Source organism: Amycolatopsis sp. NPDC004169 (genome assembly GCF_040610315.1).
GTDB lineage: Bacteria > Actinomycetota > Actinomycetes > Mycobacteriales > Pseudonocardiaceae > Amycolatopsis.
The window spans coordinates 27604-45595 of record NZ_JBEXMD010000060.1 but is presented as its reverse complement, the minus strand read 5'-3'; the positions used below and the strand labels follow the sequence as shown (position 1 = coordinate 45595).

Genomic DNA, 17992 nt, shown 5'->3' with positions numbered 1-17992 from the left:
GTTCGGATTTTCAGCCGCCGGACGGGTTTGTCAAGGCGGGAAAGCGTGCCTTGACAAACCCGCCCGCCGGCTGAAGGGATAGCAGGGATGAGGGGCGGGGGAGGTCTGGTGAGGTGGTTGGTCGCCTTGCGTTACCGGCCGGCGGTTCGCGCCGTCCATTCGGCCGCCGGTTCGCTTCGTGGGGTTCGGCTGCCGGTTCGCCTCGTCTGTTCGGCCGCCGGTTGCCTGTCCTCTGTGGACCCCCGCTCCGGTTGTCCACAACTCGCCGCGCCCGCTTCACCCTGTGGACAACCGTCCCAGCGGCCGCCGATTCCGTCGGCCCTCTCCGCTAGCGTGGAAAACGGGGGCTGCTCAGCACGAACCGCGCACCCCGTCAGCCGAAGATCTTCTGCACCTGGTCCGAAATCTTGGCCACCAGCTCCGAGAACTGCACCACCCCGCCCAGCAGCCCCTTGATCTTCTCCCACCTGCTTCGCACCACCGCCGGCTCCGCCGCGTCTCCCGCGCGCAGGTCCGCCGCCAGGTCGGTCAGCGTGTCCTCCAAGACCTCCTGCTTTGCCAGGCCGCTCCCCCGCACCTCGGCCGACAGCCGCTCGACCAGCTCGGTCAGCGATGTCACCGCCGCCTCTGCGCCGCCTGCCTCGATGCCCGTCTGGGTGATCTTGCCGGAGTTGTCGCCGCCGATGCTGATCTTGTTCGTGATGCGGTTGCTCATCAGGTCTCCGTCCTGGCTGCGCGGGCGGGGTTCGCCGCCGGGCGGGGGCGCTGGGTGCGCAGCCCCGTCTGGTTGATCGGTCCGCGGTTGTCGCCGCGGATCGTGATGTCGTTGTTGATCACCACCGCCGCCTGCTCTTCGAACTTCGCCGTCGAGAAACCGGCGTCGCCGAGGAGTTTGCCGATGGCGGGCAGGAGGCGGCTTTCGATGATCTTCTCGTAGCGCTCGATGTCGACGAGCTGGAAGTAGTCGGCCAGCAGGTTCACCGAAGCGAGTTCGCGCAGCGAGTTCGCCGCGCCGTAGCGGTCCGGGTCCACGACGCCGGGCTCGCGCTTCGGCTGCCGGATCCACGACGCCAGGTTCAGGATGCGGCCCGGCAGGCTCGCCGGCATCTCCAGCCAGGCCAGCAGGCCCTGCCCGAGCGGGCGCAGCGAGTCCGGCCGCATCTTGTCCACCACCCGGTACTCGGCCCGGATCGGCGGGAGCACGTACGGCGTCCACTCGGCGTACAGCGTCGAGTCGTCCACCGCGACGTGCAGGAACGTCGTCAGGACCAGGTCCCGGTCCCACGTCTCCACCTGGAACGACAGGTAGTAGCGCGCCCACTCCTTCGGTTCCGTGCGGAGCCGGGCGACGTCGGCCGCGGTGAGGCGGGTGTTCGGCGGGTGCTCGATGTCCGGCAGGTACGCCGCGGCTTCCGGCTCGCCGAGGTGGTCGACGAGCTCGGTGGCCGGGGTGAACACCGCCTCGGTCACGGTCAGCCCGCCGAGCCGGTGGTCCGGGGACAACGCGTTCGCGTGGCGGAGACCGGCTACGGCCTCTCGGATCCCGTCGTACAACGCCTCGGTCGTCAGCTCCGGCCGTCCTTCGGCGTCCTCCACCCGCTCCAGCGGGATCGCCATCGACCAGGCGTCCCGCCGGAACCCGGCGCCCACGAACGGGTTGAACCCGCGGTAGACCACCAGCGGCGCTCCCGGCGCCTCGACGGCCGTGGCGCTCGACTGGTACCGGGCGAGCTGGCCGCGGAAGTCCTCGGTGAGGAGGCCGGTCAGGCTGCCGCCGTCGGCGGCCGCGCCGAACCGCTTGAAGCGCGTCGTCAGCAGGTTCCACAGGGACCAGCGCTCGATCGTCACCGTCACGCAGACGACCACCGCCAGCACGATGCCGATGACCGTCCGGGCGGTGTCGCCGCCGGACGAATCGTCGGAGTAGTCGTCGTAGTAGCGCGAGGGGTACCGGCTCCCGTAGCCGAAGATCTCGTCCGAATAGGACAGCACCAGCCAGGCGACGACGATGCCGACGCCGAGCACCGCCAACGTCTTCGGGTTGACCGTCTTCTCCGGCGCGTACGCGCTCTTCCCCGCCCGCGCGGCGATGAGCAGCAGCGACAGCACGATCCAGCCGTAGAGCAGCGGGTTGTCCCACAGCAGCCCGATGACGACGGCCATCAGCACCACCAGCAGCCCGTCGTAGTTCTTGCGGCGCGCCCGGGCCCGCACGGCTTCGGTGAGCACGCGGCCGGCGTCCAGGCCCGGTGACGGCGGGACCGGCCGGGTGGGCTCGACGAGGAACTCGGTGATGGCCCGCCGGCTGTAGGCGGGGTCGAGGTAGGAAGCGGCGCAGAGGTACCGCGTGGTGTCGTCGGCCATGCCGCCCCCTCGTCAGGCCGGGGACCCGGACAGCCCGCACTCCCGGCGCAATTTGCAGAAGGTAGCATGCAGCGCCGCAACCGGGGACGGTAATTCCGGCATCCGGGCAGGAACCGCCTCAGGACATCAGCTTCACGGTCAGTTCCCCACGGCTGCGGACCCCGACCTTGCCGAACACCGACTTGAGGTGGTCCTGCACGGTGTGCGCGGAGATGGCCAGCCGCGCCGCGATGTCCACTGTGGAGCGTCCGGCCAGCACCTCGCGGCAGACGTCGCGTTCCCGGGCGGTGAGACCGTAGGCGGCCAGCAGCACACCCAGCAGCTCCGCTCCCGAGGCGCGCTCGACGGTCACGACGGTCTCCTCGTCGCCCGCCCCGGCCAGCAACCGGCTCGCGCGCAGGACGATCCACCCGCCGCGGGCGTCGCGGACCCGGGCGCGGAACGTCCCCGTCGCGGCCGCGCGGGCCCCGGTCACCACCGCGCGCACCAGGACGGCGAACCGGCCCGGGGCGATCTCGTCGAGCTCGGCGCGCCACGCCTCGGCCGCCGCCGTGGCGGCGCGCTGCCTGCCGTCCGGACCGACCACCACGATCGCCGGTTCGGCCCGCTCTCCTGCCCGGCCGGTGCGGGCGGCCACCCGCGTCGCCGCGGCCAGCGCCGGGCCCACGGACGTCAGGAACCCGACCTCGCGGTCACTGAACTCGCCGCGCCGGACCAGGCCGGCCGCGCCCCAGGAGACGCCGTCGACCCGGAACACCACCCGCAGCTCGTGGCCGAGCCCCAGCGGCCGCCAGACCTCGGTGAGCCGGCCGCTGCGCTCGACCACGCGGCGGGGCAGGTCGGACAGCCGCGCCACCGGCACCGGCCGCTGTGACATCCGGGGCTTCGCCCCGGGCCGGGGGCTCCGCCACCCGGAACCCCCACAAGCAGCTGAGCCGGCTCGGCGAAGGTGTGCGGCTGCGCACCGTCGTACTCGTAGGTCGCCAGCAGCGGCTCGTACTCGCCGGGGATGCGGGCCCGGCCGCTGGTCATCGAGCTGATCACCGCGGTGTCCGGGTCGAGCGACGCCCAGCACGTCAGCTCGGCGGGCACCACGCGGTCGACCAGCTCGATGGCGGCGGCGTGCAGCTCGGCGACGCCGAGGCCCGCGGTCGCGAGCGCGGCGACGTCCCGCCGCACTCCCTGCGCCCGGCCGTCCCACATGGACGCAGTATGCGCCGGTCGCCGCCGGGCGCGGTATCCCACATTTCCGGGATGGCTCGCCCGGCGGGCGGTTCCCACGTCGGCGCCATGACCCACTTCAGCGCACCGGGCGAAGGCCCGGAACTCGACAGCAAGGACGCGCGCATCACCGTCAAGGTCGGCGCGGAGCACACCGGCGGCGCGTACGAGGTGTTCGAGGTCGACGCGCCGCGCGGGCCCTCGGTCCCGCCGCACACCGAGCCCTGGGCGAAGAGCTTCTACGTGCTGCACGGGCGTCTCACGGTGTACGTGGACGGCGAGCTCCACGACCTGGGCCCCGGAGCGTCGATCAGCATCCCGGCGGGCGCCGTCAACACGTTCACGGTGCACACGCCGTCGGCGCAGTTCCTGGCGGTGTGCCTGACGGACGGGATGGGCCGGTTCTTCCGCGCCGTCGACGAGGCACCGGCGGAGCGGATCCCGGAGATCGCCGGGCGGCACGGGATCGGGTTCGCGCCGTGAACGCCGTCGCGCAGGTCTTCGCCGGGCTGGCGGTGCTGGTGCACCTGCTGGCGTTCGCCTGGGAAGTGGTGCTGTTCGAGCGGCCGGGCGTGCACGAGGGCATCTTCAAGATCCCGTCGGCGAACCTGCCCGCCACCCGGCTGTGGTCGTTCAACGTCGGCTTCTACAACCTCTTCCTGGCCGCCGGCCCGGTGCTCGGGCTGGTCCTGCTGCACACCGGACACGCCGACACCGGGCGGTCGCTGGTGCTCTACTGCTGCGGGTTCATGCTGCTGGCCGGGATCGCACTGGGGGTGTCGGACGCGCTCGCCCTCAGCCGCCCCCGCGGTGCGGGCCGCGGCGGGGCCCTCGCCCAGGCGCTGCCTCCGCTGGGCGCGCTGGTCGCGGCGCTGTTCTAACTCTGCCCGGTCAGCTGCTCGCTCCACGCCCGGATGGCCGCGGCCTGCTCGGGTGTGAGCCGGTCGAGGACGAGGCGGCGGATGTTGGCGCCGTGGGCGCGCACCGCGCTTTCCGCCGTCCGGCGGCCTTCGGCGGTCAGCTCGATCCCGGTGCGCCTGCCGGTCGCGCCGTCCTCGGTGCGGGCCACCAAACCGCGGTTCTCCATCCGGGTCAGCAGGTGCGCGACGCGGCTCTTCTCCCAGGCGAGCGCGTCGGCCAGCTCGCCGACGCGCATCGGGCCGGTCAACGTCATCAACACACTGAACTCGGCCTTCGAGATACCGCAGTCGCGCTGCAGCCCCCGGTCGAGTTCGCGGGCGAGCAGCCGCTGGGCACGCATCCAGGTGTCCCAGAACTCCCACTCCGCCGGCTCCAACATGGGAGTAGCATACAGAGTTGACGCGTCAACTCTTGGAGGAGAGCGATGAAGACACTGCTGCGCGGCGGCATGGTGGTCAGCATGGACCCGGCGCTCGGGGACCTGCCCCGTGGCGACGTCCTCGTCGAGGACGGCCGGATCGCCGCCGTCGCTCCGGAAATCGAGGCCGACGGCGCCGAGGTCGTCGACGCGACGGGCAAGATCGTGCTGCCCGGCTTCGTCGACACACACCGGCACACCTGGCAGACCGCGTTCCGCGGCCTCGGCGCGGACTGGACGTTCGACCAGTACCGCGTCGCCGCGCACGGCACGCTCAAACCGCACTACCGGCCCGAGGACGTCTACCTGGGCAACCTCCTCGGCCGGCTCGAAGCCCTGAACTCCGGCGTCACGACCATGCTCGACTGGTTCCACTGCGCCCTCCGCCCGGAGAACGCCGACGCCGCCATCGCCGGCCTGCACGACGCACCCGGCCACTCGATCTTCTGCTACGGCGCCGACGGACCCGACATCGCGCCGGAGATCCGCCGGGTGCGCAAGCTGCTGCCGGGCGAGGACATGGTGCTCGGCCTGCGCGGGCCGGTGATCTCCACAATGGACGAAACCGCCGCCGATGTCCTGCTGGCGCGGGAACTCGGGCTGCCGGTGAGCGTGCACGTCCACGGCACCGGTGGCTGGCGCCACGGCGACCGGCCGATCGCCGGGATGGCCGAGCGCGGGCTGCTCGACGAGCGCACCACGGTCGTGCACGGCAACGGCCTGTCCGACGACCAGCTCGGGATGCTGGCCGAGGCGGGGGCTTCGGTGTCGGTCAGCCCCGACGTCGAGCTGAAGATGGGCTTCGGGCCGCCGGTGACCGGCCGGGCGCTCGCCGCCGGTATCCGGCCGACGCTGTCGGTCGACGACTGCCTGTCGGCCGGTGGTGACCTGTTCGGCGCGATGCGCACGGCGCTGGCCGTCGACCGCGGCCTCACGACGCGGACCGTCCTCGAGTGCGCCACGGTGAACGGCGCCCTGGCCTGCGAGCGCAACGCCGGCAGCCTCACCCCCGGCAAGGACGCCGACCTCGTCCTGCTCGACGCCGAGGACCTCTCGGTCTTCCCCGTCAACGACCCGGTCGGCACGATCGTCAGCGCCGGCCACCCCGGCCTGGTGGACAGCGTCTACGTCGCCGGGAAGCCGGTCAAACGGCACGGGCGCCTGCTCGGTGTCGACCTGCCGCCGTTGCGCGCGCGACTCCTGGAGTCGCGCGCGCGGATCGCCGGCGCCTCCCGGATCGGTCAGGAAGCCGAGGTCACGCGGTAGACGTCGTAGACGCCTTCCACGCCGCGGACCACCTTGAGGACGTGGCCGAGGTGCTTCGGGTCGCCCATCTCGAACGAGAAGCGGCTGACCGCGACCCGGTCCCGGGACGTGGTCACCGACGCCGACAGGATGTTGACCTTCTCGTCGGCCAGCACCTTGGTCACGTCCGAGAGCAGGCGGTGCCGGTCGAGCGCCTCGACCTGGATGGCCACCAGGAACACCGACGACGCCGAGGGCGCCCACTCGACCTCGACCAGCCGCTCGGGCTGGGACTGCAGGTCACCGGCGTTCGTGCAGTCGGTTCGGTGCACCGACACACCGCCGCCGCGGGTGACGAACCCGAGGATCTCGTCGCCCGGCACCGGGGTGCAGCAGCGGGCCAGCTTCGCCCAGACGTCACTGGCGCCCTTGACCACCACGCCGACGTCGTTGGAGCCGCGGCGCCGCGTCACCGTGGACGGCGTCGCGCGCTCGGCGAGCTCCTCCTCGGCCGCGTCGACGCCGCCGATCAGCGCCACCAGCCGCTGGACGACGTGCTTCGCGCTCGTGTGGCCCTCGCCGACCGCCGCGTACAGCGACGAGATGTCGGCGTGGCGCAGTTCGGTGGCCACCGCGCCCATGGACTCCGCGGAGACCAGCCGCTGGATCGGCAGGCCGACCTTGCGGATCTCCTTGGTGATGGCTTCCTTGCCGCCCTCGATCGCCTCGTCGCGGCGTTCCTTGGCGAACCACTGCCGGATCTTGGCGCGGGCCTTCGGCGAGCCGGCGAACTGCAGCCAGTCGCGCGACGGACCGGCGTTCTCCGCCTTCGACGTGAAGATCTCGACGACTTCGCCGTTTTCCAGCTTGCGTTCGAGCGCGACCAGCCTGCCGTTGACGCGGGCGCCGATGCAGCGGTGGCCGACCTCGGTGTGCACGGCGTAGGCGAAGTCGACCGGCGTCGAGTCGACCGGCAGCGTGATCACGTCACCCTTCGGGGTGAAGACGAAGATCTCGCGCGCGGCCAGCTCGTAGCGCAGCGACTCCAGGAAGTCGCCCGGGTCCGCCGCTTCCCGCTGCCAGTCGAGGAGCTGGCGCATCCACGCCATCTCGTCGACGTCCATGGCGTTGCCGGTGTGCGTGCCCTTGGTTTCCTTGTAGCGCCAGTGCGCGGCGATGCCGTACTCGGCCGTGCGGTGCATCTCGTAGGTGCGGATCTGCACCTCGAGGGGCTTGCCGTCCGGGCCGATCACCGTGGTGTGCAGCGACTGGTAGACGCCGAAGCGCGGCTGGGCGATGTAGTCCTTGAACCGGCCGGGCACCGGCTGCCAGAGCGCGTGCACGACACCCATCGCCGCGTAGCAGTCGCGGACGTCCTCGACCAGGATCCGGACGCCGACCAGGTCGTGGATGTCGTCCAGGTCGCGGCCGCGGACGATCATCTTCTGGTGGATCGAGTAGTAGTGCTTGGGCCGCCCCTCGACCTTCGCGGTGATCCGCGACGAGACCAGGTTGCTGGTCAGGTCCGTGATCACCGAGCGCAGGTAGATGTCGCGCGAGGGCGCGCGGTCGGCGACCAGGCGCACGATCTCGTCGTACTTCTTGGGCTGCAGGATGGCGAACGCGAGGTCCTCCAGCTCCCACTTCACCGTGGCCATGCCGAGCCGGTGGGCCAGCGGCGCGAGCACTTCGAGGGTTTCGCGGGCCTTGCGGGCCTGCTTCTCCGGCGGCAGGAAGCGCATGGTGCGCATGTTGTGCAGCCGGTCGGCGAGCTTGATGACCAGCACCCGGGGGTCCTTGGCCATCGCGATGACCATCTTGCGGATGGTCTCGGCCTCGGCGGACGAGCCGAGCTGCACCTTGTCGAGCTTCGTGACGCCGTCGACCAGCTCGGCGACCTTCTCGCCGAAGTCGGCCTTCAGGCTCTCGACGGCGTACCCGGTGTCCTCGACCGTGTCGTGCAGCAGGGCCGCGACCAGCGTCGTGGTGTCCATGCCCAGCTCGGCGAGGATGGTGGCGACGGCCAGCGGGTGGGTGATGTACGGGTCACCGGACTTGCGCCGCTGGTTGCGGTGCAGTTCCTCGGCGACGTCGTAGGCGCGCTGGAGCAGGCCCAGGTCGGCGTTGGGGTGCAGCTCGCGGTGGATGACGGCCAGTGGCTCGAGGACCTGCTTGACCGGGGCGGCGCGCTGCGCGGTGATCCGCCGGGCGAGCCGCGCCCGGACCCGCCGGGTCGCGGACGGGTTCGGCGCCGCACCGTTCGGCTTCGGCGGCGCGGGCTGTGCCGCCGCCTGCCCGTTCTGCTGGGCGCCCTGCTTCGCGGGCACCGCGGCGTCGAGCTCCTGGCTCACCCGCACCTCCTGCTGCTCGTGCGGCCTTCGGACCACCAGGGTAGCCGTTGCGCCTCGCAGCCCTGTCGGGTGCGCCCGTTCAGGGGGATGTGGGCCCCGCCACCAGGCGGTTCACGTCACTCGCGTGATCCGGGCCGTCACCGACGTGATCGGAGCCGGAACTCGCGAGTTCCGGCTCCGATCACGCGAGTTCCGGCGGGGATCACGCGGGTGACGAGTTCAGCAGGTCTGGAGGGCGTGGACCTTGCGGTCGCCGAGGACCTGGCGGCCGCCGAGGGCGGCCAGTTCGAGGACCACGGACACGCTGTCGACCACCGCGCCCGCGTCCTCCAGGAGCTTGCCGGTGGCCGCGACCGTGCCGCCGGTGGCCAGGACGTCGTCGAGGATCGCGATGCGCTGGCCCGGCCGGACCACGCCGGCCGGCAGCTCGACCGTGGCCGTGCCGTACTCCAGGGCGTAGTCGACGCGGCCCGCCACCGCCGGCAGCTTGCCCGGCTTGCGGATCAGCACCACGCCGAGGCCACGGGCGTACCCGACGGCCGCGGCGAGGAGGAAGCCGCGGGCCTCCACGCCGGCGAGCGCCTCGACCGAAGGATCGAGGGTGCCCGCCAGCGCGTCGGTCACCGCCTTGAACGCACCCGCGTCCGCGAAGAGCGGGCTGAGGTCGCGGAACAGGACACCGGGCTCCGGGAAGTCCGGCACCTCGGCGATCAGGCCGAGGGCGTCGTCGAGCTGCACGTCAGCGCTTCCGCTTCCCGGCCGGGCGCTGCTTCTGGATCCGGGCGGGGACGCTGGCCGCGGCTGCGTACGCCTTCTCCTTGCGCAGTTCCTTCGCGAGCGCGTCGTCGTCCGAGGCGTCGAAGTCCTCGCCCGACGCCGCCTTGCGCTCCTGGCTGACCCGGCGCTGGCGGACCCGCTCGGCCTGCTGCGCATACTTCGGGTCGCGCATCTTGAAGTCGACCAGCAGCGGCGTGGCCAGCGCGACCGACGACAGGACGCCGACGAGGGTACCGGTGAGCTGCACCAGCGCCAGGTCCTGCAGCGTGCCCGAGCCGAGCAGCACGTACCCGACGATCAGCAGGCCGAGGATCGGCAGCAACGCGATGAACGCCGTGTTGAACGACCGCATCAGGGTCTGGTTCAGCGCGAGGTTCGCGGCCTCGGCGTACGTGCGGCGGGTGAGGCCGAGCAGGCCGCGGGTGTTCTCGCGGACCTTGTCGAACACCACCACCGTGTCGTAGAGCGAGAACCCGAGGATGGTCAGCAGGCCGATCACGGTCGCCGGGGTGACCTCGAAGCCGATCAGTGAGTAGACACCCGCGGTGACCAGGATGTCGTGCAGCAGCGAGATCAGCGCGGCCAGTGCCATCCGCCCGTCGAAGTAGATCGCCAGGAAGATGACCACCGCGACGAGGAACACGCCGAGCGCGATCAGCGCCTTCTGCGAGATCTCGCCACCCCAGGACGCGCTCACCGCGCTGTCGCTGATGGCCTGGACGCTGGGCTGGCCGTTGGTGCCCTTCGGGCCCAGGTCCTGGAACAGGCCCTGCTTCAGCTTCGCGACGTCGGCCGCGTTCAGCGTGTCGGTGCGGATCTGGATGGTCGCGGCGTTGCCGGTGCCGACCTTCTGCGCCTCCGAGGCCGGGTGGCCGAGAGCCTTCTGGAACGACTCCTTCGCCTGCTCCTCGGTGATCACGCCGTGGATGCCGTTGGCCGGCATCTGGATCTGCGTGCCGCCCTCGAACTCGATGCCGAGGTTGAAGCCGCGGAAGATCATCGAGGCGAGGCACACCAGCACCAGCGCCGAGAAGAAGATGTACCAGCGCTTGCGCTTGCCGACGACGTCGAACGCGCCAGTGCCCACGTACAGCCGGTGGAAGACGCTTTCCTTCTTGCCGGGCTTCGTCGTCGCCTTGGCGTTGCCTTCGGCGTCCGTGCCCAGTTCTTCGACCCCCACGTCAGGCCTCCTTCACGTTCGCGCGGCCGACCGTGGTCGACTTCTTACGCTGCGAACCCACTTGCTGCACGGCGCCGAGGCCCAGGTGCCTCGGATTGGACAGGAACGTGTTCTTCGATGTGGACACCATGGCCACCAGCGGGTGCGTCACCAGGTACACGACGACCAGGTCGAGCACCGTGGACATGCCGAGGGTGAACGCGAAGCCCTGGACGTCGCCGACCGCGATGACGTACAGGATGGCCGCGGCCAGGAAGCTCACCGCGTCCGACGCCAGGATGGTGCGCCGGGCGCGGACCCAGCCGCGCGGCACCGCGGACCGGAACGTCCGGCCCTCCCGGATCTCGTCCTTGAGCCGTTCGAAGTAGATGACGAACGAGTCCGCCGTGATGCCGATCGCGATGATCAGGCCGGCGATGCCCGCGAGGTCCAGCGTGTAGCCGATCCACCGGCCGAGCAGCACCAGCACCGCGAACACCAGCGCGCCGGACAGGGCCAGCGACAGGATGGTGAGCACGCCGAGCAGCCGGTAGTAGAACAGGCAGTAGATGAACACGACCAGCAGCCCGATGCCGCCGGCGATCAGGCCGGCCTCCAGCGAGGCCAGGCCGAGGGTCGCCGACACCGTGGTCGCGTCCGACGAGGCGAACGACAGCGGCAGCGAACCGTACTTCAGGATGTCCGAGAGGTCCTTCGCCTCGGTCTGCGTGAACTTGCCGGTGATCTGGGTGTTGCCGTCGAGGATGGCCACCTGGATGTTCGGCGCGGAGACGACCTGCGTGTCGAGCACGAACGCGGCCTGCTGGCCGGTGTTCTTCGAGGTGAAGTCGGCCCAGATCTTGGTGCCCTCGCTCTTGAAGCTGAGGTTCACCACCCACTGGCCGCGCTGCTGGTCGTAGCCCGAGGTCGAGTCGGCGATCTCGGTGCCCGGCAGGAACTCCGGCTCCAGCAGGTACTTGTAGGTGTTGTGGTCACCGCAGGCCACCAACGGCAGCTTCGGGTCGTCGTTGCCTTCGAGGGCGTCCTTGGCGTTCGGCGCGCAGGTCAGCGCGGCCATCGCCTTCGAGACGAGCTCCTGGTTCGGCTGGCCGTCCGCGCCGATCAGCTGGGGGTTCTGCCGGAGGGCCTTGGCGGCCTGGATCTCCTTCGCCGTTTCCGCGTCGACCGAGCCGTCGGCGGGCGCGGGCGCCGGAGCCGACGACGTGGGCGGCGGGGTGCTGCTGCTCGGCGCGGCCGGCGTGGTGTTCTGCTGCGGCGCGGCCGCGGCGCCGCCACCGCCCCCGGCCGTCGGCGGCGCACTGGCCGAGGTCGTCGGCGGCTTGGTGGCCGTCGCGCCCGAAGGCGGCGTGCTCGGCGCGCCCGAGGTCGGGGTGCCGGTGGCCGGCGGCGGGGTGTTCGTCTGCGGCGGCACCACCGGCTGGGTGGCGCTCGAGACGACCTTCCGGAAGCCCAGCTTCGCGGTCTTGCCCAGGTTCTTCGCCTGGTCGCCCTGCTCGCCGGGGACGGTGATGACGACGTTGTTGCCGTCGAGGAGGACCTCGGTGCCGCTGACGCCGATCCCGTTGACGCGCCGCTCGATGATCTGACGCGCCTGGTTCAGGGACTCCCGGGTCGGCTGGCCGCCGTCGGGGGTGCGGGCGGTGAGCGTGACCCGGGTGCCGCCCTGCAGGTCGATGCCCAGTTTCGGGGTCGGCTTGTGGTTGCCGGTGAGGAACACCAGCGCGTACAGGACGATCACGATCAGGGCGAACAGGGCGAGATAGCGTCCCGGGCGGAGATGCCCGGCTGAAGCTGCCACGGTGCTTCGGTCTCCTCGGACGGGGTGGACCCCAACGTTGCGGTGCCCGCCCGGAGGGTTACCGGGAGGGACTGTGTGCGATTCACTCCCGGGCACGGGTATGACGGCGGACACGCACGCAGCACCGAGACACTACTCGGTGCTGCGTGAGCCCGGCGTGCGAGGCCACACCGACTTTCGTCGGGATTCCCGCCCGGCCCAGGAGTGCCGCGAAAGTTACTTCTTGCCGTGCTCCAGCGGCGGCGCCACCTGCGCGGTGGTCTGCGGCTCATCGGTCTTGACGGCGGTGGCGGACTCGATGACGGCCGGCTCTTCGGCGGGGGTCTCGACGACCTCGTCGGCGGCGTCTTCCTCGGTCTCGACGACCGGCTCGACCTTCTCGCGGACCGCGAGCCGCAGCCAGGTGGTGACGACGCCGGGGGCGATCTCGATGTCGATCGTGGTGTCACCGGAGGCGTCGGCGACGGTGCCGTAAAGACCGGAAGTGGTCATCACGCGGTCACCGGGGGCGATGCTGTTCTGCAGCTCCTGTTGCGCCGCCTGCTGCTTCTTCTGCTTGCGCGTGCTCATCACCAGCGGCACGGCGAGGACGAGCACGAGCAGCAGGGGCAGCAATAGCTGTTGCATGATTCTCCGTTCGACGGACACCGGGCCCAGCCGAAATGTCCGGTTTTTGGGTATGTGCTCCGGTCAAGTGTGCCAGGTACCAGCGCGGACGCCAGCACCCACCCGCCGGTACGGGCCGCTCACGGCTGTTCGAACAGCGACGGCCCGCCCTGGTCGGGACGCCCCGGGAGGTCCGCGGGCGGCACCATGCCGAGGTGTTCCCACGCGGTCGCGGTCGCGACGCGGCCGCGCGGGGTGCGGGCGAGCATACCGGCGCGCACCAGGTAGGGCTCGCACACCTCTTCCACGGTGGTCGCCTCCTCCCCCACGGCCACCGCCAGCGTCGAGATGCCCACCGGCCCGCCGCCGAACGACCTGGTCAGCGCCGTGAGCACGGCCCGGTCGAGCCGGTCGAGGCCGAGCTCGTCGACGTCGTAGACGGCCAGCGCGGCCCGGGCGACCTCGCGGGTCACCTTGCCGTCGGCGCGGACCTCGGCGTAGTCGCGGACGCGCCGCAGCAGCCGGTTCGCGATCCGGGGCGTGCCCCGGGAGCGGCGGGCGATCTCGGCGCACCCGTCGCGGTCGATCGGGATGTCGAGGATGGTCGCGGCCCGGCGGACGACCAGCTCCAGCTCGACGTCGGTGTAGAACTCCATCTGGCCGGTGAAGCCGAACCGGTCGCGCAGCGGGCCGGTCAGCGAGCCGGACCGGGTGGTCGCCCCGACCAGCGTGAACGGCGCGATCTCCAGCGGGATGCTGGTGGCGCCGGGCCCCTTGCCGACGACGACGTCGACCCGGAAGTCCTCCATCGCCAGGTAGAGCATCTCCTCGGCGGGCCGGGCGATGCGGTGGATCTCGTCGATGAACAGGACGTCGCCGGGCGCGAGGTTGGACAGCATCGCGGCGAGGTCGCCTGCCCGTTCCAGCGCGGGCCCGGAGGTGATCCGGATGGCCGCGCCCAGCTCGGCGGCGACGATCATCGCCATCGACGTCTTGCCCAGCCCTGGCGGCCCGGACAGCAGGACGTGGTCGGGCGGCACGCCACGGCGGCGCGCGCTCTCCAGCACCAGTTCCAGCTGCTCGCGCACGCGCGGCTGGCCGACGAACTCGTCGAGCTTGCGGGGCCGCAGAGTGCCCTCGACGTTCTCCTCACCGGTCTGGGCCCACGCCGAGAGGGCTTCTTCTTCCTCCACGGCTTCATACTCCACGGCCGGGCCTACCGCTTCCGGCCGAGGGTGGCCAGTGCGGCGCGCAGCACGCTGGCGGTCGTGTGGCCGTCACCGTCGGCGAGGACCTTGTCCACGGCCTGCTCGGCCTGCTTGGCCGGGAACCCGAGGCCGGCGAGCGCCTCGACGACCTCGGCCCGCAGCGCGCCGGGAGCGGTGACGGCGGGGGCGTCACCGGTGGCGCCGAGGGCGGTGACCTTGTCGCGCAGTTCGAGGGTGAGCCGCTCGGCGCCCTTGCGGCCGATGCCGGGCACCGACGTCAGCACGGTGATGTTGCCTTCGACCAGCGCGGCACGCAGCTTGTCCGGGTCCAGCACGGCGAGGGTGGCCAGCGCCAGCCGCGGCCCGATGCCGGACACCGTCTGCAGCAGCCCGAACAGCTCGCGGGCGTCGGCGTCGGCGAAGCCGAACAGCGTCAGCGAGTCCTCGCGCACGACCAGCGCGGTGTGCAGGCGGGCCTCTTCGCCGCGGCGGAGGGTGGCCAGCGTCGCCGGGGTGGCCTGCACGGCGAAGCCGACCCCGCCGACCTCGACCACGACGTGGTCGAGACCGACCGACAGGACTTCTCCGCGTACCGACGAGATCATCGTGCTGCTCCAGGGTTCTTCGCTTGCTTCGCCGCGGCGGCGAGCCGGGCTTTGTGCGTGCGGGCCATCTCGGCCGCGCGGGCTTCGGCCTCGGCGAGCCGGGCCCGCATCGGCTCCCGCCAGAGGTGGCAGATGGCCAGGGCGAGGGCGTCCGCGGCGTCGGCGGGGTGGGGGGCGACCTCGAGGTTGAGCAGGCGCATCACCATGGCCGTGACCTGGGCCTTGTCGGCCCGGCCGGACCCGCTGACGGCCGCCTTGACCTCGCTCGGGGTGTGGAACACGACCGGCAGGCCGCGGCGCGCGGCGGCGAGGGCGACCACGCCACCGGCCTGGGCGGTGCCCATCGCGGTGCGGACGTTGTGCTGGGCGAAGACCCGCTCGACCGCCACCGCGGCCGGCTTGTACTTGTCCATCCAGCGTTCGACCTCGTCGGAGATGCCGAGCAGGCGGTGGGCCAGGTCGGCGTCCGGCGGCGTCCGCACGACGTCGACGGCGACGCAGCGGACCGCCCGGCCCCTGCCGCCGTCGACCACGCCCAGGCCGCACCTGGTCAGACCGGGGTCGACCCCGAGCACCCGCACCCGCATTCCTCCCGCCGCGAACACCAGTTCGAGCTTGCAGGCTACTGGGGCACGTCTGCGGCAGGATGGACGACATGCCGCAGCCGTCGGATTTCGTCACCCACCTGGGTCTCCAGCCGCTCCCGGTCGAAGGCGGGCAGTGGGCGCAGAGCTGGCGCTCGGCCGACGGGTCGGCGATCTACTACCTGCTCGTCGCGCCCGAACGCTCCGCGCCGCACCGGCTCGACCGGGTCGAGGTCTACGCCCACCACGCGGGCGCGCCCGCGGCGATGCTGCTGCTGCACCCGGACGGCTCGGTCGAGCGGCCGGTGCTGGGGACCGACGTCGCCGCCGGGGAACGCCCGCAGGTGGTGGTGCCCGCCGGGACGTGGCAGGCGACCGTCACGCTCGGCGCGTGGAGCCTGCTGGGCACGGTCGTCGTGCCGCCCTACACCGACGACTGCGTCGAGTTCGCGCCCGCCGCGGAACTGGCGCAGCGGTACCCGGAAGCGGCCGCCGACCTGCGGAAGTTCTAGGGGTCAGTGCTAGGGGCCGTCGACGCCGGGGGTCCAGCTTTCCGGGTCGCCGCTCCCGGTCAGCACCGGCTGCCACCGCGCGAAGCCCTCGGGGGCGTCCGGGTGCCAGGGGAACTTGCCCTCCGGCGTCGCGACGATCAGCTGCAGCGCCGGGAAGTCGCCGTCCGGGTAGATGAGGAACGCGCTGCCGAAGTACTCGGGGTAGTGGCCCTTGTCGACGCGCTCGAGGACCACCGGGACGCCGTCGAAGAAGTCGTCGTAGCGCCGGCCGACCTCGAAGATCTCGCCGTTGGCGGCGCGGTCGACGTAGGCGTCGAGCAGCACCTGCCCCATCTGGCCGGGCAGCCCGACCACGACGGCCTCCGGCACGTTGTGCAGCGCCCACGCGCAGGCGGTGAAGGAGTAGCCGGCGCCTTCGTCGTCCGAGGCGACGTTGATGACGGCGTTGCCGCGTTCCTTGGCCTGCCCCTCGATCCATTCGATCAGGCGCACTTCGTCCGCGGACAGCTCGGCGGTGATGTCGGCGGCAGCGGCGGGGGTCGTCGAAGTCACGGCGCACATTCTGCCTGACGAACCGGCGGGAACACAGGGCCCGGGCCGGAAAGTTTCCGGCCCGGGCCCCAAAGCGTTGCGACGCAAGGGAAAACTCAGCCGACTTCGGCGAGCACCTCGTCCGAGACATCGAAGTTGGCGTACACGTTCTGGACGTCGTCGCAGTCTTCGAGGGCGTCGATCAGCTTGAAGACCTTCTTCGCGCCGTCCGCGTCGAGCGGGACGCTCACCGAAGGCAGGAACGTCAGGTCGGCCGACTCGTATTCGAAGCCGGCGTCCTGCAGCGCCTTGCGGACCGGGACCAGGTCGGTCGCCTCGGAGACGATCTCGAAGCTCTCGCCGAGGTCGTTGACCTCTTCGGCACCGGCGTCGAGGACCGCCATGAGGACGTCGTCCTCGGCCGCGTCACCCTTGGGCATCAGCACGACGCCCTTGCGGTTGAACAGGTAGGCCACCGAACCCGGGTCGGCGAGCGAGCCGCCGTTGCGGGTCAGCGCGGTCCGGACCTCCGACGCGGCGCGGTTGCGGTTGTCGGTGAGGCACTCGATCAGGACGGCGACGCCGTTCGGGCCGTAGCCTTCGTAGGTGATGGTCTGCCAGTCGGCGCCACCGGCCTCTTCACCGGCGCCGCGCTTGCGGGCGCGCTCGATGTTGTCCTGCGGGACCGAGTTCTTCTTGGCCTTCTGGATGGCGTCGTAGAGCGTGGGGTTGCCGTCCGGGTCGCCACCACCGGTGCCCGTGCGGGCGGCCACCTCGATGTTCTTGATCAACCGCGCGAAGAGCTTGCCGCGCTTCGCGTCGAGGTTGGCCTTCTTGTGCTTCGTGGTGGCCCACTTGGAGTGGCCGCTCATCTCTCCTCCATCTGTTCCGTACCCCGGCCGGGCACCGCGTCTCAGGCAGCCTTTCGCACGAGGTCGACGAACAGCCGGTGCACCCGCACGTCGGGCGTGAGTTCCGGGTGGAACGCGGTCGCCAGCACCGCCCCTTGCCGGACCGCGACGATCCTAGCGGTGTCGTCGTCCACGCCCGGCACACCGCTGACGGTGGCCAGCACCTCGACGTCGTCACCGGCCTTCTCGACCCAGGGAGCGCGGATGAAGACGGCACGGACTTCGCCGTCCACGCCGGCGAAGTCCAGGTCGGCCTCGAAGGAGTCGACCTGCCTGCCGAAGGCGTTGCGCCGCACGACGACGTCGAGCCCGCCGAGCTGCTGCTGGTCGGGCCGCCCGTCGAGGGTCTGCCGGGCCAGCAGGATCATCCCGGCGCACGAGCCGAAGGCGGGCATGCCCTCGGCGATCCGCGCCCGCAGGGGCTCCAGCAGTTCGAAGCTCTCCAGCAGCCGCGACATCGTGGTCGACTCGCCGCCGGGCAGCACCAGGCCGTCCACTTCGGACAGCTCGGCGGCCCGCCGGACGGGCACGGCCCGCGCACCCGCTTCGGCCAGCATGGCGACGTGCTCCCGCACGGCACCCTGCATGGCGAGCACACCGATGACCGGTTCCGACGACACTCCTGCCACCCGACCTCCCGAAAGACCTTCCCACCAGCCTAGACGCACCGGCCGGACGCCTTACCGGCAGGTCAGCCCCGGTCCCGCGGCCCACCCTCCCCGTGCCCGGCGGGGCATCACGCGTGATGGGCGGGGCATCA

Annotated in this window: 19 protein-coding genes; 4 read left to right on the top strand and 15 right to left on the bottom strand. The window is 71.5% G+C overall.

What is annotated here, in order from left to right; genetic code table 11:
- Positions 1-373: 373 nt before the first annotated feature.
- The 3 genes from ABZX11_RS44305 to ABZX11_RS44295 all read right to left on the bottom strand — a co-directional run bounded on the left by ABZX11_RS44305 (position 374) and on the right by ABZX11_RS44295 (position 3241).
- Positions 374-715 (bottom strand): hypothetical protein, encoded by a 342-nt coding sequence (locus tag ABZX11_RS44305; RefSeq protein ID WP_176177446.1) that lies wholly within the window; start codon positions 713-715, stop codon positions 374-376.
- A complete protein-coding gene (locus ABZX11_RS44300; RefSeq protein WP_354924689.1) occupies positions 715-2364 on the bottom strand; it encodes a hypothetical protein in 1650 nt (549 codons plus the stop codon). The genes ABZX11_RS44305 and ABZX11_RS44300 overlap by 1 nt, the downstream gene beginning before the upstream one ends.
- Positions 2365-2482: 118 nt before the next feature.
- The gene (locus ABZX11_RS44295; RefSeq protein WP_354924687.1) at positions 2483-3241 is read right to left on the bottom strand and encodes a helix-turn-helix transcriptional regulator; all 759 of its coding nucleotides are present in this window, start codon (positions 3239-3241) and stop codon (positions 2483-2485) included.
- A 377-nt stretch (positions 3242-3618) separates the two neighbouring features.
- Here ABZX11_RS44295 and ABZX11_RS44290 point away from each other — a divergent pair, with 377 nt between their 5' ends.
- Both ABZX11_RS44290 and ABZX11_RS44285 read left to right on the top strand, forming a co-directional pair.
- Positions 3619-4068: a cupin domain-containing protein gene (locus ABZX11_RS44290; RefSeq protein ID WP_354924685.1), complete on the top strand. Its 450-nt coding sequence runs from the start codon at positions 3619-3621 to the stop codon at positions 4066-4068.
- Positions 4065-4466, top strand: coding sequence for a DUF1304 domain-containing protein (locus ABZX11_RS44285; RefSeq protein ID WP_354924683.1), 402 nt, complete (start codon positions 4065-4067; stop codon positions 4464-4466). The genes ABZX11_RS44290 and ABZX11_RS44285 overlap by 4 nt, the downstream gene beginning before the upstream one ends.
- Here ABZX11_RS44285 and ABZX11_RS44280 read toward each other — a convergent pair.
- Positions 4463-4885 carry a MarR family transcriptional regulator gene (locus ABZX11_RS44280; RefSeq protein ID WP_354924681.1) on the bottom strand — a complete coding sequence of 141 codons (423 nt, stop codon included), beginning with the start codon at positions 4883-4885 and terminating at the stop codon, positions 4463-4465. The genes ABZX11_RS44285 and ABZX11_RS44280 overlap by 4 nt on opposite strands.
- A gap of 45 nt (positions 4886-4930) precedes the next feature.
- On the opposite strand from ABZX11_RS44280, the gene ABZX11_RS44275 reads away from it, so the two are divergent.
- A complete protein-coding gene (locus tag ABZX11_RS44275; RefSeq protein ID WP_354924679.1) occupies positions 4931-6190 on the top strand; it encodes an amidohydrolase family protein in 1260 nt (419 codons plus the stop codon).
- On the opposite strand, the gene ABZX11_RS44270 is transcribed toward ABZX11_RS44275, so the two are convergent.
- The 8 genes from ABZX11_RS44270 to ruvC all read right to left on the bottom strand — a co-directional run bounded on the left by ABZX11_RS44270 (position 6166) and on the right by ruvC (position 15275).
- The gene (locus tag ABZX11_RS44270; protein WP_176177440.1) at positions 6166-8520 is read right to left on the bottom strand and encodes a bifunctional (p)ppGpp synthetase/guanosine-3',5'-bis(diphosphate) 3'-pyrophosphohydrolase; all 2355 of its coding nucleotides are present in this window, start codon (positions 8518-8520) and stop codon (positions 6166-6168) included. The two genes, ABZX11_RS44275 and ABZX11_RS44270, sit on opposite strands and share 25 nt — an antisense overlap.
- A 219-nt stretch (positions 8521-8739) precedes the next feature.
- Positions 8740-9258, bottom strand: coding sequence for an adenine phosphoribosyltransferase (locus ABZX11_RS44265; RefSeq protein WP_176177439.1), 519 nt, complete (start codon positions 9256-9258; stop codon positions 8740-8742).
- A 1-nt stretch (position 9259) separates the two neighbouring features.
- Positions 9260-10477, bottom strand: a complete 1218-nt coding sequence (gene secF / locus ABZX11_RS44260) for a protein translocase subunit SecF (protein WP_354924676.1) — start codon at positions 10475-10477, stop codon at positions 9260-9262.
- 1 nt (position 10478) lies between these two features.
- Positions 10479-12275 (bottom strand): protein translocase subunit SecD, encoded by a 1797-nt coding sequence (gene secD / locus ABZX11_RS44255; protein ID WP_176177437.1) that lies wholly within the window; start codon positions 12273-12275, stop codon positions 10479-10481.
- A 216-nt stretch (positions 12276-12491) separates the two neighbouring features.
- On the bottom strand, positions 12492-12902 hold the full coding sequence (gene yajC / locus ABZX11_RS44250) for a preprotein translocase subunit YajC (RefSeq protein WP_354924674.1): 411 nt from the start codon (positions 12900-12902) through the stop codon (positions 12492-12494).
- A gap of 119 nt (positions 12903-13021) precedes the next feature.
- Positions 13022-14089, bottom strand: coding sequence for a Holliday junction branch migration DNA helicase RuvB (gene ruvB / locus ABZX11_RS44245; RefSeq protein ID WP_354924672.1), 1068 nt, complete (start codon positions 14087-14089; stop codon positions 13022-13024).
- Between the two features lie 8 nt (positions 14090-14097).
- A complete protein-coding gene (gene ruvA, locus ABZX11_RS44240) occupies positions 14098-14694 on the bottom strand; it encodes a Holliday junction branch migration protein RuvA (RefSeq protein ID WP_354924670.1) in 597 nt (198 codons plus the stop codon).
- Complete coding sequence (gene ruvC, locus ABZX11_RS44235) at positions 14691-15275, bottom strand: crossover junction endodeoxyribonuclease RuvC (RefSeq protein ID WP_354924668.1); 585 nt, start codon at positions 15273-15275, stop codon at positions 14691-14693. The genes ruvA and ruvC overlap by 4 nt, the downstream gene beginning before the upstream one ends.
- 74 nt (positions 15276-15349) lie before the next feature.
- Here ruvC and ABZX11_RS44230 point away from each other — a divergent pair, with 74 nt between their 5' ends.
- The gene (locus ABZX11_RS44230; RefSeq protein WP_354924666.1) at positions 15350-15790 is read left to right on the top strand and encodes a cupin domain-containing protein; all 441 of its coding nucleotides are present in this window, start codon (positions 15350-15352) and stop codon (positions 15788-15790) included.
- Positions 15791-15799: 9 nt separating this feature from the next.
- Here ABZX11_RS44230 and ABZX11_RS44225 read toward each other — a convergent pair whose 3' ends face one another.
- The 3 genes from ABZX11_RS44225 to pdxT form a co-directional block, all read right to left on the bottom strand.
- Positions 15800-16351: a DUF4262 domain-containing protein gene (locus ABZX11_RS44225; RefSeq protein ID WP_176177432.1), complete on the bottom strand. Its 552-nt coding sequence runs from the start codon at positions 16349-16351 to the stop codon at positions 15800-15802.
- Positions 16352-16437: 86 nt separating this feature from the next.
- Positions 16438-17193: a YebC/PmpR family DNA-binding transcriptional regulator gene (locus ABZX11_RS44220; protein ID WP_091310751.1), complete on the bottom strand. Its 756-nt coding sequence runs from the start codon at positions 17191-17193 to the stop codon at positions 16438-16440.
- Between the two features lie 41 nt (positions 17194-17234).
- Complete coding sequence (gene pdxT / locus ABZX11_RS44215; protein WP_303247026.1) at positions 17235-17852, bottom strand: pyridoxal 5'-phosphate synthase glutaminase subunit PdxT; 618 nt, start codon at positions 17850-17852, stop codon at positions 17235-17237.
- Positions 17853-17992 lie beyond the last annotated feature (140 nt).

What these genes read in the sequence shown, in the direction of transcription:
- ABZX11_RS44295 (WP_354924687.1), bottom strand. Translation starts at nt 3,241, where the DNA reads ATGTCACAGCGGCCGGTGCCGGTGGCGCGGCTGTCCGACCTGCCCCGC.
- ABZX11_RS44290 (WP_354924685.1), top strand. Translation starts at nt 3,619, where the DNA reads ATGGCTCGCCCGGCGGGCGGTTCCCACGTCGGCGCCATGACCCACTTC.
- ABZX11_RS44230 (WP_354924666.1), top strand. Translation starts at nt 15,350, where the DNA reads ATGCCGCAGCCGTCGGATTTCGTCACCCACCTGGGTCTCCAGCCGCTC.
- ABZX11_RS44300 (WP_354924689.1), bottom strand. Translation starts at nt 2,364, where the DNA reads ATGGCCGACGACACCACGCGGTACCTCTGCGCCGCTTCCTACCTCGAC.
- ABZX11_RS44275 (WP_354924679.1), top strand. Translation starts at nt 4,931, where the DNA reads ATGAAGACACTGCTGCGCGGCGGCATGGTGGTCAGCATGGACCCGGCG.
- yajC (WP_354924674.1), bottom strand. Translation starts at nt 12,902, where the DNA reads ATGCAACAGCTATTGCTGCCCCTGCTGCTCGTGCTCGTCCTCGCCGTG.
- ruvA (WP_354924670.1), bottom strand. Translation starts at nt 14,694, where the DNA reads ATGATCTCGTCGGTACGCGGAGAAGTCCTGTCGGTCGGTCTCGACCAC.
- ABZX11_RS44305 (WP_176177446.1), bottom strand. Translation starts at nt 715, where the DNA reads ATGAGCAACCGCATCACGAACAAGATCAGCATCGGCGGCGACAACTCC.
- ABZX11_RS44280 (WP_354924681.1), bottom strand. Translation starts at nt 4,885, where the DNA reads ATGTTGGAGCCGGCGGAGTGGGAGTTCTGGGACACCTGGATGCGTGCC.
- ABZX11_RS44225 (WP_176177432.1), bottom strand. Translation starts at nt 16,351, where the DNA reads ATGTGCGCCGTGACTTCGACGACCCCCGCCGCTGCCGCCGACATCACC.
- ABZX11_RS44220 (WP_091310751.1), bottom strand. Translation starts at nt 17,193, where the DNA reads ATGAGCGGCCACTCCAAGTGGGCCACCACGAAGCACAAGAAGGCCAAC.